The sequence below is a fragment of the Segatella copri genome, assembly GCF_019249655.2.
Lineage (GTDB): Bacteria > Bacteroidota > Bacteroidia > Bacteroidales > Bacteroidaceae > Prevotella.
Genome location: NZ_CP137557.1, coordinates 2,046,576 through 2,061,186, shown reverse-complemented (window position 1 = coordinate 2,061,186; position 14,611 = coordinate 2,046,576). Strand labels below are relative to the sequence as shown.

Sequence of the window (14,611 nt, the reverse complement as noted above, 5' to 3'; positions counted from 1 at the left end):
TATACATTATTATATATATAATACATAGTCTAGTATAACAACATTAAATTTAACAACGACATTAAAATGCCAAACGATAAGAAAGCTTACGCCCAGAGAGAAAAGGCGTATATGCAGGGAAAACTTTTCCCACAGATCAAGGTTGGAATGACCAAGGTTAACCTCACTCCTACTGTTGTGAAGGATGAGCGCGGCATTCCACATACAGAGCCAAACGCTCCGGTTTACATCTACGATACCAGCGGTCCTTACAGCGACCCTAACTATCAGGTAGATTTGAAGAAGGGCTTGCCAAGAATGCGCGAGCAGTGGATTATCGACCGCAACGATACCGAACAGCTCAAGGAGGTTACCAGCGAGTATGGCAAGCAGCGTCTTGCTGACCATAGCCTCGACCATCTCCGTTTCGAGCACATCCAGTTGCCTCGCCGTGCTCAGGCTGGCAAGCACATCACCCAGATGGCTTATGCCAAGGCTGGCATCGTGACTCCAGAGATGGAGTACGTGGCTATCCGCGAGAACATGAACTGCCAGGAGTTGGGCATCGATACCCATATCACTCCTGAGTATGTGCGTGATGAGATTGCACGCGGACGTGCCGTTCTTCCTGCCAACATCAATCACCCGGAGAGCGAACCGATGATTATCGGCCGCAACTTCCTCGTGAAGATCAATACCAACATCGGTAACTCTGCCACTACTTCCAGCATCGAGGAAGAGGTGGATAAGGCTGTATGGTCTTGCAAGTGGGGAGGCGATACTTTGATGGACCTCTCTACCGGCGACAATATCCACGAAACCCGTGAATGGATTGTGCGCAACTGCCCTGTACCAGTAGGAACCGTGCCTATCTACCAGGCTTTGGAGAAGGTGAACGGCAAGGTAGAGGATCTGAACTGGGAGGTATTCCGTGATACCCTCATCGAGCAGTGCGAGCAGGGTGTTGACTACTTCACCATCCATGCCGGCATCCGTCGCCACAACGTGCATCTCGCCGATAGCCGTCTCTGCGGTATCGTGAGCCGTGGCGGTAGCATCATGAGCAAGTGGTGTCTCTACCACGACCAGGAGAGCTTCCTCTATGAGCACTTCGACGACATCTGCGACATCGTGGCACAGTACGACGTAGCCCTTTCTTTGGGCGATGGTCTGCGCCCTGGCTGTATCGCCGATGCCAATGATGCAGCCCAGTTTGCCGAGCTGGATACCATGGGCGAGCTTGTTACCCGTGCCTGGTACAAGAACGTACAGGCATTCATCGAGGGTCCAGGTCACGTGCCATTGCAGAAGATCAAGGAGAACATGGAGCGTCAGCTCGACCACTGTCACGAGGCACCATTCTACACCCTCGGCCCATTGGTTACCGATATCGCTCCAGGTTACGACCACATCACTTCAGCCATCGGTGGCGCCCAGATAGCATGGCTCGGCACTGCCATGCTCTGCTATGTAACACCAAAGGAGCACCTCGCCTTGCCTAACAAGGAAGATGTGCGCACAGGTGTGGTAACCTATAAGATTGCCGCTCATGCAGCCGATTTGGCAAAGGGTCATCCAGGTGCAACCATCCGCGACAACGCCCTCTCCAAGGCCCGCTTCGAGTTCCGCTGGAGAGACCAGTTCCACCTCTCACTCGACCCAGAGCTCGCCTTGAAGTATTTCGAGGAGGCAGGTCATACAGACGGTGAGTACTGCACCATGTGTGGTCCAAACTTCTGCGCAGCCAAGTTGACACACGATTTGAGAAAGTTTAAAAAGTAAGAAAATGTTTTCAGACGAATTAAAGAATATCAGTTGGGAGGAGACCACGGAGCGCATTGCTCGAATGACCGATAACGATGTGCGTCGTGCCCTTGCCAAGGACCATTGCGATGTGAACGACTTCATGGCGCTGATTTCACCGGCAGCCGAACCATACCTGGAGGTAATGGCGCGTCTTTCCCGCAAATATACCGAGGAGCGCTTCGGCAAGACCATGTCGATGTTCATTCCTCTCTACATCACCAATTCATGCTCAAACTCCTGCGTGTATTGCGGTTTCCATCGTGAGAATCCGATGGCCCGCACCATCCTCACCCCAGAGCAGATTGAGAACGAGTACAAGGCAATCAAGCAGTTGGCTCCATTCGAGAACATCCTTCTCGTTACGGGCGAGAACCCGGCAAAGGCTGGCACCCCTTATCTTGCCAAGGCCATCGACATCGCCAAGAAGTATTTCTCTAACGTGAAGATTGAGGTGATGCCGCTCTCTACTGAGGATTACAAGACCCTCGCCGACCATGGTATGAACGGTGTCATCTGTTTCCAGGAGACCTACAACCACGAGCACTACAAGCTCTACCACCCACGTGGCATGAAGAGCAAGTTTGAGTGGCGTTGCGATGGTTTCGACCGCATGGGTATGGCAGGAGTTCACAGCATCGGTATGGGTGTGCTCATCGGTCTGGAGAAGGAGTGGCGCACGGATGTAGTGATGATGGCTCATCATCTGCGCTACCTTCAGAAGCACTACTGGAAGACCAAGTACAGCGTGAACTTCCCTCGTATGCGCCCTGCACAGAACGAAGGTTTCCAGCCAAACTGCTTCATGACAGACAAGCAGTTGGCACAGGCTACTTTCGCCATGCGTATCTTCGACCACGATGTAGATATCTCCTACTCTACTCGTGAGCCTGCCTACATCCGTGACAACATGGCAACACTGGGTGTCACCACCATGTCGGCAGAATCAAAGGTAAATCCTGGTGGTTACCATACTTATCCTCAGGCATTGGAGCAGTTCACCGTGAGCGATGAGCGTACCGCCAAGGTAATCAATGCGAGATTGAAGGAATTGGGCAGAGAGCCAGTCTGGAAAGATTGGGATGCCTCATTCGATTTGTTTGGAAATATCGCAAACGGATAAAGAAGATTTAACATATAATATCTTTGAATCTTTTGATTTTCAAATAAAAATCCCTGCCAGCTTTCACAAGCTGGCAGGGATAATTATAAGTAAAAGATGTAATTCGCTATTCTGATTTCACTTAGAAAATCATCTTATAGTCCTTACTTCTACCATCTGTCAATTCTATGTGTATGATTTGAATGCCTGTGGCTATGCTCGCCTTTAAACACCTTGAACCATTTCCCTGTACCCTGCTGATGATACTGCCATTCAGGTCTATGACCTTAACACTCTTGAGCAGACCGCTGGCAGATTGCACGAGGACAGAAGAACCTTCCTGAACAATACTGATGCGCTGATCAGTATCGACAGATGTCACATCTGTACTTCCATAACGGCTTCTGATAACAAATCTGCCTAACGAGGTCTCGGCATCCGCAATAATGATAGGAGAATCGAGTGAATAATCGGCACCCGAAAGCATATCATGGAGAACATATCCGCTTATATCAACACCCTGAATAGGTTTTACCTCGATACGGATGCTATCCTTTTGCAACAGATAGATTCCTAAAGATGTAGCGCCAGTCATCGGAAGGATATCGTAAGCCTGACTCTGCTGAATACCAAATACCTTCAAAGGTGACTTCACTTCACTATCCAGAAGAGTTGGAACCAATAAAGAGCTCTTGAAAGAAGAACCGGCAGAAGCATCATAAGCAGTTTCAGAATTCTCCATCACCAGCATAGCTGCTGATTTGCTTCGCGTCTTCAGGCTTTCCACACACACTTTCAGTCCCTTGGCTTCAGCAGGTTTACTTTCCTCAGTAGCCTTCTTGCTTCCACCAATCATTTCTGGGGTGAGCAGCAGGGTGATTTGCGTACTCGCCTTATCATTTGTGGTAACATAGAATGCCTGCATTGGGGCGATGGTGGTGGCGTTGCCCGTAGAAGCGACCTTGCTTACAGTTTGCTCTTCCATGCCTCCCGATTCATTCTCTACTTCCACCTTCACGCTGCTCACGTTCCCATTCGCCTCCAGGAACTTCTTGATATTCAGGCGGCTCATGAATGGGTTGCCCAGCAAGAAGGTCTGCGTAGGAATATCCGATTTCAGCGTAATCTGATACTCGCTCTGCCCCACGAACACCGTGCGGTTCTCCGTCACTTCCTTGCCTTCCGACAGATACTTATATTCCATCGTCAAGTCGCCCTCATGCGGAGAATCCGGTTCGTAGATGAAGCGGTTTATCTTATTTGCATCTTTCGTCACTGTTTCACTAGCCACTTTCTCCTGATCGTAATCCACGAAGTAACTATATTCTTTATGCGCCTTAGGCAGGCGGATACTGAACTTATTGGTAGCCGGCAGATTGCCGTTATCTATCCACATAGAGAAGCCTTCACCCATGCCGTAAGGCTTAGCCACGGCATTGAAGTTGTGCGACCAGGTGGCCTTGTTCACGGCAAGCTTTTCATCCGTCAAAACCGGATTTCCCTTGCTGTCTAGCGAATAAATCTTACCCGGATGCGCAGCCGCCCAGAGGCGCTGGTAGATGCTCGGGTTGAAGCGCTGTTCCTTCCAGTTTTCTTCGTTCAGCTCCTCGAAGTATTTCGCCTTCGTAGTGTCGGCAGGCATGAACATATCGCCCGTGTACATCTGCTTGAGCGGTGCACTCAGCAGATAGTAATGGTTCGGCTTCTGCTCCAGTTCTACCCATGCCTTGCGATAGTTGAGCGATGGCACGTTATCCACCGCCGAACGGGGTTCGAAGAAGATGTCCTTGCAGCAGTAGTCGGCTGGCTTCACTGGCGTTCCCAGCATTGGGAAGTTATCGGCATCCGACGAGATGATGGCGTTGGTGCAGCAGTAAGGCGAACCGTCGCTCCAGTTGTCCCATTTGTTCCATTCATTGGTAGATGCACTCGGAAGCCATCGGGTCTGTAATGGATGAACCTGATATACTACAGAAGAGAGTGGCGTCCAGCTGCCGTCGAAGAAGGTGAGCTGATATTCGCCCGGCTCCTTGGTGGTATAGGTATATTGGATATTGTTCTTGGTGTCTGCTGTAGAATGCAGAGACACGATGCCATTATCTCCCGCATTCTTATCACCGAAGTAAAGATGATAATCTACTCCGGTCAATCCGGTAGCAGTTACGACAATCGTATCTCCAACGCATACATTGTTGACAACGATATCTTTTACACCAATTACGCACGACTGGTCGTCCTTACAGTCAGGAATACCATCATTATCAATATCACCACGTGTCACGAGTCCGTAGAATTTCTGCACATCCAATGCGCCTACAATTTTGCCTAAAGTTAATCGCACCTCGTCATACGCTTTCTTTGGCTGAAAGAAGAGGATATTCTTATCGCCATAACCCGCTACATCAGCGGAAATCACCTTCCAGTCGGTAAATTTATCTCCCGTAGAATTACCATCCTTGAAGGTTTCTACCGTTAGCCAGTCTCCTACATTTACGGCTGCCAGGAAAGTCTTGTTGTCAATGACAATTCCCAACTGATGATGATAGTCGAGTGTTCTACCCATCTTTACGGCGAATGTTTGACCAACTCCCAGACTTACCGTATTGGCAACCGCCATATAGGTATTCAAGTCATCATCCACCAGATAACCTAAGTTATCATCTACAGTAGCCACACTCACCGCTCCGCCAAATTTGGTTTCATTAGCATTGATGGTAGTATGTGAATGATTATGCGACATCACCAGACTGCTACATGCAAGTGGCGAAGAACAGTCATCGGCAGCCTCCTCGATGAAAGCATAGTAAATACGGAGTTTAGAACCGCCCAGATTGAGTACACCCGAATTCCAGAGTTGGAACTCATCCATCTGAATCTGTTTGCCTTTGCTGTCGTAGGCTGGAACTTCGATAGAATATCTTATCTTTTGCAGCTTGCCTGAACCTGCGATATCTGCACCAATCGCATTGTTCTCATCTATCAGATGGCGATATACTTCCTTGCCTTGGTTATAGCAGCGTATCTGCAGGAATTGCAGGGCATGCAAATTGATTACTGTAGCATCAGCCTCTACCACAAAACCAATGCGCTTAGGTTGAGCTCTCTTGACGGCATCCGGCTCTGATTCACCTTCGTGCCGGTCGGTAGCATCGTATATCAGTTGACCATCCTTACGGTGAATTCCGATGATGCAGAGGTTATCGGCAAGACTCAAGCCACCTATATATTCGGCATATTGATCATAATCACCCTTGATAATATTGTCTCTATCCTTGAGTTCAGAGATAGAAAGCAACGAGCCGGATGTTTCGTGAATCTTAGGCGATACCTCGTAGAAATCTTCACCCAGTTTGTTGACAAGTGGTTTGCCGCAAGTTGTATTTCCATCATTAAAACCACCTACAGTAATGGTGGTTTCATCATAACATCCGTCCTGAGCCGTGGCCCTGAAGGTATATTTACCAGGTTCCAGATTGGTAACTTGACCAGCAGAGGTAACCTTTACAGGTGTGGTGGCAAGAATATCGTTATTTTTCGAATCCCAGGCATTCACCAGACTCCATGTTACGCTTACTTTCGGATTAGAACGGAGAGTAAACGAAGTCTGCGATTGGCAGACATTGCTGCTGATGGTAGGATTGATGGGGCACCGGTGGGATACATCTGGAGCCATTCTTACGAATCCATAGTGGATGCCGATGGCGCCTGCGTCAACTCCGAGAACCGTAAGGAATCTGATTTCGCATCCTGAAAACGGCACCTTTGCCTTGATGCTCACCGTTCCGTCGCCAATCTGCACCAACGAGAGGTGGAGCACCTGGGCAGAAATCGTTTCTTCCTGCACCTTGTTTCCCTTGTGGTCGAAGAGCAGCACGTTGACCCATGTTCCTGCATTGAGGCTCAGCAGGGCATCCATCTTGTATTTGAAGCCAGCCTCCATGCCAGCCTCGAATGCTTCGCCTTGCGGGTTCTTGTCGTTCTGCATCATAAACTTGGCTCCGCCCTGGTAACCTATGTCAAGAAGAGGGACGATGGTGGCGAAATTGTCCAGATCATCATCTGTCATCTTCTTTATATCTTTGTCCAGGAAAGGCAGGGGGATGCCGAGGATAATAGGGCGCCAGCCTTTCATCTCTTTGAGCGCTACCTGCTTGTCGTCTTTGAAATATTCGTTGTATTTTTTGATGCCTCCATCGGTGACGGTAAACTCCGTAGATTCGCCCACGAAGGCATATTTGATTTTCAGAATATTCGCCACTTCTGCCTGAATGCCGCCCGAGCAGTCGAGAGTGATTTCATCGAAGAGCCAGTCGCTTTCTGCAGTCAGCATGGCGCAGATGTTGTCGGAACCCGGTATCTGGAGCAGCTTCAGCGTTACTCCCGAACCATTCTGTCCTTCCCTTACCGCCTTCACACCCTTCAGTTTGCCGTCGCGATAGAATCCGATGGAGAATGCCTTGATTACATCGAGGCTCAGCACGCTGCTACCCGAACCAGCCACGATGGTAAAGCCTGCCACCGTTCCCTTGGAATAGTAATTATCCATATCTTTTACACTTACTATCGGGTCTACGGTTACCCCTGCTCGTACCACGGAGTTCACCTGTGCATAGTTGTCGAGTGAATCGTCGGTAAGGGCGCCCATATCCTTTGCCCAGCTGCCTACGCCTACCACACCAATCAATTTGTTAATGGTGCACGATTCGCCCGTAAGGGCACGGCGGTTGCGCAGTTCACGGAATGTCATGTTGCCATATTTGGGGTCATTGTTGAACTCCACAAAATGTTTCTGCAGCGTGTCGGCTGGCAGATCATCCCAGTTGTTGGTCCAGATGGGTTTCTTGCAGTTCTTGAACGAGTCTCTAACGGCAGCACTCTCGAAATAGGGACTGGTGTTGTCATCCTTGGGTTGTGCCGCCTGGATAGAGGCGGGCACAACCATCAGGAATGCCAACAAAAATGATATGAAAGTTTTATATATAAAATGCAGTTTCATTGTCTGTTTGATTTTAAAACATAGCATAACGTCTTGATAATTCTCTTGATCTTATTCGAGCAAATGTCTGGAGTCTGTAAGTTTGCTTTGATCAGCGTATGTGAAGACATATTTATGGTTTCGTCTCAGATAGAAGAGGTTGCTTACTCCATCTACCACGATAACGCCCGTAGCTGCTTCAGAAGACATCATATCCTTTGCCTTTATCTGATAGTTGTGGGCGTGAGGATAGGCATCGAAGCCTATTCTCACGGCAAGATGGGTCTTGCCTGGCAGCACAAATGCCTTGAGCACCACTTCCTTGCCTTTACCTGGGAAGGGGGCATAGGCGATGGCTGTATAGGAACCTCCCTTTTTGGGATATTTTTCGATAGGTTCCCTACCCTGCTTAAAACCGTCGTAGCTGGTAAGAGGCATCTGGGTAAGCACGTTGTCGGCAAGTAGGCAATACCATTGCGTCTGCGATATACTGCTGTAATGGGCGGCATGAGTGATATGAACCTCCACTTCTGCCATGCCTCTATAGAGTGTTCCTACAAGCGGCGTAGGGGTGTTGTTCCCCAGATTTTCCTTCTGGTAATCAGCCGAAGAGATGATTGGATTTTGGGTGACATCTCCCTTCTGGTAGAAGGTGCCATAGAAGAGCTGCGGCACCGTGATGAGCTGGCGGCTCAAGCAATCTACATGATACAGTAAGAGACCTATTTTTTTTAGATAGTCAAGCCAGTTGTTGGGGGTGTCGGTTTTGTCATCATTGACCAGGTAACTCGCAAACGTGGCCTTGAACTCCTGAAATGTAGTACCTTTTTTTAAATTGAGCATTTCCGTGGTAACCACATTGTTTTCCTCATACTGCGGATAGGGCGATTTCTCCTGGCTATTGTAAGCGAGGGCAATGATGCGATATTCGTAGCCCCTGCTGATGCCGAAGGTGCCCTTTACCACATAGTGTTTGTGGGGCTTTCCCGAAAGATAATCGTCTTCATTGACGTCTTCTACCGTGGGTTTCCCAGTAATCACTTTGTCGTTGGTAGGGTCGTACTCGAAGCCCTGAATATCGTTGACTGCGGCATTATAGGTTGCAGTATTTTCTCCATTGTTCTGAACTCTTCGGCGAAAAGCTATCAGCCTTACGGCATTGACGTTGTCGGTCTCGGCATATCCGTAGTCCTCACCTATTGTGCCCGACGAGGAAGAGGATCCTGCACCAGGAGGGGCTACACGGGTGTTTCTGCCATCTTGCTTGGCATTGCCATCGCTGCCGCTTAATCCGCCCAGAGTGATGGTGATGGGAACAGTCGTAATCTCATCTTCGTTTTCCGAAGGCTGATTCATGCCTGCATCTCCATTGCTGCCATCTGGATAGGGTGGCAGATCGGCATCGCTACTGCATCCTGCGGCTAGTGCGAGGAGGAAGCAAACCCCTACCGCCATGCCTATCCTGATGGTGTTCATCCTGATGGTGTTCATCCTGATGGAGCTTATCTTACAGATGCTAAATCTTGATTTCTGCATATTCTATTTCCGTTTTTATGCTGTTTTGTAACGTTTATTCTGTTTCAAATTCATGCCTTTTTTCGAAGGCTGGTTCTATCTCAATGTTCACTTCGGTCATCACCGGCTCGTAATACTCCTTCAGGTCGTATGGCTGGTTCACGGTCTTGCTCTTGGCTCCCAGGCAATACAGGTGGTTTGCCTTGATAGGGAACTTGAACTTGTCGCCAGTGGTTGTAGATTTCCTGATGTTGTCGTACCTGTGGTGCGTGCCATCCGTGTAATGCAGATAGAAGGTGGTCTCGTTCTCTGCCGAGTTCTTGCTTTTCTGCATTTTTTCCTCTGGTGTAGGCATCATGAAGTTGCTTATCATGTAGCTGTTTGCCTTCCATCCTTTCTGGGAGTCTTCAGCTCGCTTGAATATGTTCTCTGTAGCATCTACGGTCCATCCGTTTGAGGGGGTGAGGTCGATGGTGCCCAACGTCTGATAAGTCAACGGTTCAGCATCTGCTGGTGCCTGCTTCTGCCTTATCAGCGTTTCGGTGGTGATGCCGGTGGTTACAACGGATAGAGAGGTGGGCGTGAAGGTAACGGTGCTCACGTCTCCTGCTGCATTCGACTCCACCTGTGCCGGGATGTTTTCTACGTAAATCATCAGGCCTGCCACGTTACGGCTGGCGGTCAGCGTGCGGTGGAAGTATTTCGTCTCTTCCGTTACGAGTACGGGGGCTTCTTCGGGGGTATTCTCGTCTTGCAGAATGCCGCTAAACAGCTCTGTGGTATTGAGGATACCGAGTTTGGCGCTGTTTTTTGCCTGCTCGGTGAGGGCGATTCTTGCGTCCTCCAGTTTCGTTACGTTTTTAGTGAATTTGGGTTCGGTAAGTACTTTGTTCGTTGCGTATTTGTCATCTCTGCCTATGGCTAGAAACTGGTAGTAGTAGTCGTTCTGCAGATAGGGTTCGAAGGTGTATGAATGCTGCTCGGGCATGTTCTGGTGCTCGGCAGAATAGTAGGGTGTTGTATTGTTGAATGCGTCAACGGAATAGTAACCTTTCTTGGCTGCTTCCGTTTCAATAGGGATGCAATAGGTATATGCTTCTTCGGGGGTACCCTTCTTGTCAACGGGGCACCTGAAGACGTAGATTCTCATATCATTCACTTGCTGTGCTCCATCCCATGTATCAAGTTCCCGTGAGTCGGTAACAACGCCTGCGCTTACACCCACTCTCATGTTCAACTTCACGGCATGCGAGCCGTCGGCGAGGGTATCAGGCGCATCATTGCTTGCGCTGCAGCTCATTAGGAGACTGGCTGCGAGGATTATATTTAAACTGTTTTTTATAGATTTTCTCATCATATTCGCCTATTCGATTTCAATATTCGTCTATTCGATTTCAATGTTCGCCTATTCGATTTGAATGGGAATTACGTATAAAATGAATGATAAATAAAATATTGTGATGTTGGGATAGTAAGGGATGCGAGTGCCTATAGCGGGCACTGTGCATCCCTTGGATATATTTTTCTTAATACTGCCTATATTATGAGCACGTAGTAAGATTAATCACCCAGCACCAACTTGTGGATAGCCTCCCAGTTGTCGTTCACCTTCAAGATGAGGTTCTGAGATTTGGTCAAGTCTTCTGGCTGGTCAGTACCTGGTTTTGGTTTATCTGGATCTGGATCTGGTTTTGGATCTGGATTACTTGGATCTGGAGGTGTTGTTGTACCATTTGAAGTCTTCACACCCAAGTTGTACATGTGGTTACGAACCACGTTGAAGATAGAAGGACTTGCGTCTATAGCTCCATTTGCTTTATTCGAATTTAAATCTGATGTTGGGATAGAAACGGTCCAAGTCTTGATGATATCACCAGCAGCATCCAAGAGCTGAAGCTCCATGGTGTTCTTACCCTCTGCGTAATTAAATGGAATGACGAAGTTGCTTCCGAATACAGAACCCTTCACAACCTGAGTATTTACATAAGTAGTAGAGTGTGTCCAGTTGGTATCTTCAGCATTCAGCACACCGTCATTGTTATGATCACCACCAGGGAACCATGTATCCAAATCGATAGAATAGAGCACATAACCATTGCTGCCATCTTTGAACTGTGCATCTGAAGCAAGTGCTTTACCTGTTGATGTAGTACCATTAACACAATACATGATAGTGCTGCCAGTTGTTGTGAATGAGCTGTTGAAGTCTTTGAAAGTCAACATATCATTCTTATCTCTTACTACGAGACGAAGGGTTGCGGCTGCTTTACTATTCACACTTGCTGGGATGTTACAGAAATAACCGAAGCTACCAGCTACCTGACGATGCAAGGTTACATCCAATCCGTCCTCTTCACCAGAAGTAAGGTTGGTGATTTTCTTGTCAGCGTTGATTGTAAGCGCTGCATCACCTGCGAATACCTCCTCTGCTACTTTGCCTGCCTTCAAGGTTGCAGTGATGTCACTGTAATTACCGGTAAGTGCTGCTGCACCTGTTACATCCAAAGAATAGGTGTAGTCACTGTTATCGCTGTAACCTACAGCCATAACCTTGTAGCTACCTGCGGGCAGTCTATCATCACCCTTGTAAGTAAGAGTAAGCTGGCGGCCATGATTGGTATACGTTGTACTTGTTTTCCAATCCTTCTTCTCGTCTTTGACAATAGCCTTCGTATCAGCGTTGTAAATCAACACGCGAACATTCTGGATAGTCTGCAAAGCCTGTGAAGAATACAATGGGCGGCCTGCACGTGTTGTCAAGCCATCACCGCTACTTGCTACCTGCAATACAATCTGCTGTACTGCCTCGTTCTGACCCTCTGTGCTAACCACAGCGTCGTCACTGCTACATGCGCTGAACAGCAAGCTGCTTGCTGCAAGCGCAAAAAACATACCTTTTTTCATAAATTATAAATTTAAAAATTGAGTATAAATTAATTATCAATCCAATATCATACCGTGAATTTCCTCCCAGTTGTCGTTCACCTTCATATAGATGGTGAAGCGATTGCGGTCGGAATCGTACACATACCTCAGCACCGTAATCTTGTTGCGCTCCATGCTTACCTTCACGTCATCAGGTGACAACACAGATGAATTGCCGCCTTCGCCACTATTCTTATAGAAATTGACATCCACCACTGACTCTTCCTTCTGGAAAGAAGGAGCCAGGAAAATAGAGGTCTTGGTCTTGGCGCCAGCTTCAATTTCCGATTCATGAAAGACGCTGGTCTCTTCAGAATATAGGAAACTTGGATTTACGATTCCATAGAGCTGGCTTACTTCAGCATCCATCAGGTGATACCCGGCAGGAAGATTCTCTGTCCATATAACCAGTTTGCCCTTGGTGCGCTCCATCTCGCTGGTATAGCAATAATGGTTTTCATCATAGACGAGGGTATCGCAAACCTGATAAACATCATCGCCCTGACTGTGCTCCGGATGCAGCAACAGCTCGTTTTTATCCAGATTGAGTTCGCCTCGCTTCTTCATACCTCCCCATACCGTAAAGACGTATTTTCCGAAAGGCATGTCGGGGTCGAAGCTTACAGGATAAGTTAATCCATCACCCTCTACTCCGAAACTTTTTTCTTCTACGATAACCTGCTGTGTGCCGTCGTCGTTGAGTCGGCTCAGACGATAGGAAAGAGACGGAACGAATGACCTAAATGGCTGATTCTCATCTCGTTTCTCTTCGGGTGCAGTCTGGTCGACGTTGAAATAATTCTTGTCTTTCACCTCGATGTTGATACGCAGAGGAGGACATTGGTCCAAATCTTCACGGACGCACGAGGTAAATGATATAGCCAGTGCCATGCCATATATGATAACTTTTAATCTTGTCATACGCTGTGCTTTATTCTGATAGTGCCTTTGGGCTATTCTTAGTCTCTTCTGCCTTCTGGCGGTTCAATATCTCTTCAGCCTCATCCACCTTGCCTTCGTTCTCGAGTAGGATGGCAAGATTGTTGGCTGCAATCTTCGACATAGGGTAATATTTCAAAGTCGTCTCATATACCTGCTTCTGCTTTTCTGCGCTCTCTGCAATCTGTGCCACATGCAGGAACTCATCTTCGCTGAAGGCATCTGGGCGGAGCTCGTACATCTGCAGCATTTCTTCATCGGTGGTGAAGTTCTTGATGATGTATGTGTAGGTGTATTCCACGCTACGGCTCTTCTGCAGATACTTCTTCTTGATGCTGTTCCAGATAGGCAGGCGGCGGATATAGCGCTCCTGCACATCATCGTTGAAGTTGGCATATCGGGTCAGGATGTTCTTCACCATCGTGCTGTCGGCATCGCCGGCGGCCACCATCGCATCCAATACTGGCTGCCATCCTTCAGGGCGTGAACCGATACGGGCTATCTTCTTCACCTTGTCGCCATTCTCTATGTGCGCAAGCAGCCACTTCAGGGCTGAGTTGGCACGGTTGCGGGAAAGTGGGGTGTTAAACTTCAGCGGGCCGTCGGCTGACGCCAGACCATAGATGCCCAAAGAAGTGAGGGTAGCGAGGCTGTCGCTGAGCACTGGAGCTATATCGCTCAACATGTGGTCGAGCTCAGCCTGGTTGTTGCTCATCTTGAGATTGATATCATATTTATTGATAACAAACTCAAGTCGTGCCACGCCCTTCCCTTCTCTTATCTTCGGCTTGATCTCGAAGGTATGCATCATCCAGTTGAGGTGCAGTTGCTTCTTGATTTCCGGACGGAACACATCGGCTATCTTGGTATGGCTGATGGCACGGCATTCGCCGCATCCGTCGGCAGAAGCCACTGCCACGAGGCTTCCCTTATGGAAGTTTGCAGGCAGGGTGATGGTGTCGTTATATAACACGGACAAATCTACTTTGGTATTCGTAACTCTCTGTGCAATAGAATCGTATGGGTCAGCAATGCTGTCGAGTACCCATTTACGTTCCATCTTCCTTCTGTAGATAGGCGCATCCAGCACTATAGGCTTGTATTTAGCCACTATGCTGTCGCTGTCTGTCAATACAGGTATTACGAAGAGACGGCTTCTCTTCGAGAAATAATGCTTCGGGATATGAACCTGAAGGTTGAGTGCAGCCTGATTGCTGCTATCTGGCATGAGCATAAAGGAATCGGGAGTACATGTAATCTTTTTGTCGCTTGCCATGCTCTGGTTGCTGCATGAAGACATAGCCACTATCAGGGCTAATCCTGCGCCAACAATAGCCAGATATACTATTTTGAGTTTCATTCTATCATCCATA

General features: G+C 48.2%; 8 protein-coding genes. 2 read left to right on the top strand and 6 right to left on the bottom strand.

Going from position 1 to position 14,611, the window contains the following annotated elements; translation table 11 throughout:
* Positions 1-66: 66 nt before the first annotated feature.
* Both thiC and thiH read left to right on the top strand, forming a co-directional pair.
* Positions 67-1,761 (top strand): phosphomethylpyrimidine synthase ThiC, encoded by a 1,695-nt coding sequence (gene thiC / locus KUA49_RS08105; RefSeq protein WP_218412286.1) that lies wholly within the window; start codon positions 67-69, stop codon positions 1,759-1,761.
* 4 nt (positions 1,762-1,765) lie between these two features.
* Positions 1,766-2,905, top strand: a complete 1,140-nt coding sequence (thiH, locus tag KUA49_RS08100; RefSeq protein ID WP_119248892.1) for a 2-iminoacetate synthase ThiH — start codon at positions 1,766-1,768, stop codon at positions 2,903-2,905.
* A gap of 121 nt (positions 2,906-3,026) precedes the next feature.
* On the opposite strand, the gene KUA49_RS08095 is transcribed toward thiH, so the two are convergent.
* The 6 genes from KUA49_RS08095 to KUA49_RS08070 form a co-directional block, all read right to left on the bottom strand.
* Positions 3,027-7,880 (bottom strand): hypothetical protein, encoded by a 4,854-nt coding sequence (locus KUA49_RS08095; RefSeq protein ID WP_218412287.1) that lies wholly within the window; start codon positions 7,878-7,880, stop codon positions 3,027-3,029.
* A 51-nt stretch (positions 7,881-7,931) separates the two neighbouring features.
* A complete protein-coding gene (locus KUA49_RS08090; protein ID WP_218412288.1) occupies positions 7,932-9,395 on the bottom strand; it encodes a hypothetical protein in 1,464 nt (487 codons plus the stop codon).
* A gap of 34 nt (positions 9,396-9,429) precedes the next feature.
* Positions 9,430-10,674, bottom strand: a complete 1,245-nt coding sequence (locus KUA49_RS08085) for a hypothetical protein (RefSeq protein WP_318331684.1) — start codon at positions 10,672-10,674, stop codon at positions 9,430-9,432.
* A gap of 260 nt (positions 10,675-10,934) precedes the next feature.
* Complete coding sequence (locus KUA49_RS08080; RefSeq protein WP_218412290.1) at positions 10,935-12,266, bottom strand: hypothetical protein; 1,332 nt, start codon at positions 12,264-12,266, stop codon at positions 10,935-10,937.
* A 48-nt stretch (positions 12,267-12,314) separates the two neighbouring features.
* Complete coding sequence (locus tag KUA49_RS08075; RefSeq protein ID WP_218412291.1) at positions 12,315-13,220, bottom strand: hypothetical protein; 906 nt, start codon at positions 13,218-13,220, stop codon at positions 12,315-12,317.
* Between the two features lie 10 nt (positions 13,221-13,230).
* A complete protein-coding gene (locus KUA49_RS08070; RefSeq protein WP_147468776.1) occupies positions 13,231-14,598 on the bottom strand; it encodes a DUF4139 domain-containing protein in 1,368 nt (455 codons plus the stop codon).
* Between the last annotated feature and the right edge of the window lie 13 nt (positions 14,599-14,611).

What these genes read in the sequence shown, in the direction of transcription:
- KUA49_RS08085 (WP_318331684.1), bottom strand. Translation starts at nt 10,674, where the DNA reads ATGAGCTGCAGCGCAAGCAATGATGCGCCTGATACCCTCGCCGACGGC.
- KUA49_RS08075 (WP_218412291.1), bottom strand. Translation starts at nt 13,220, where the DNA reads ATGACAAGATTAAAAGTTATCATATATGGCATGGCACTGGCTATATCA.
- thiC (WP_218412286.1), top strand. Translation starts at nt 67, where the DNA reads ATGCCAAACGATAAGAAAGCTTACGCCCAGAGAGAAAAGGCGTATATG.
- KUA49_RS08080 (WP_218412290.1), bottom strand. Translation starts at nt 12,266, where the DNA reads ATGTTTTTTGCGCTTGCAGCAAGCAGCTTGCTGTTCAGCGCATGTAGC.
- thiH (WP_119248892.1), top strand. Translation starts at nt 1,766, where the DNA reads ATGTTTTCAGACGAATTAAAGAATATCAGTTGGGAGGAGACCACGGAG.
- KUA49_RS08095 (WP_218412287.1), bottom strand. Translation starts at nt 7,880, where the DNA reads ATGAAACTGCATTTTATATATAAAACTTTCATATCATTTTTGTTGGCA.
- KUA49_RS08090 (WP_218412288.1), bottom strand. Translation starts at nt 9,395, where the DNA reads ATGCAGAAATCAAGATTTAGCATCTGTAAGATAAGCTCCATCAGGATG.
- KUA49_RS08070 (WP_147468776.1), bottom strand. Translation starts at nt 14,598, where the DNA reads ATGAAACTCAAAATAGTATATCTGGCTATTGTTGGCGCAGGATTAGCC.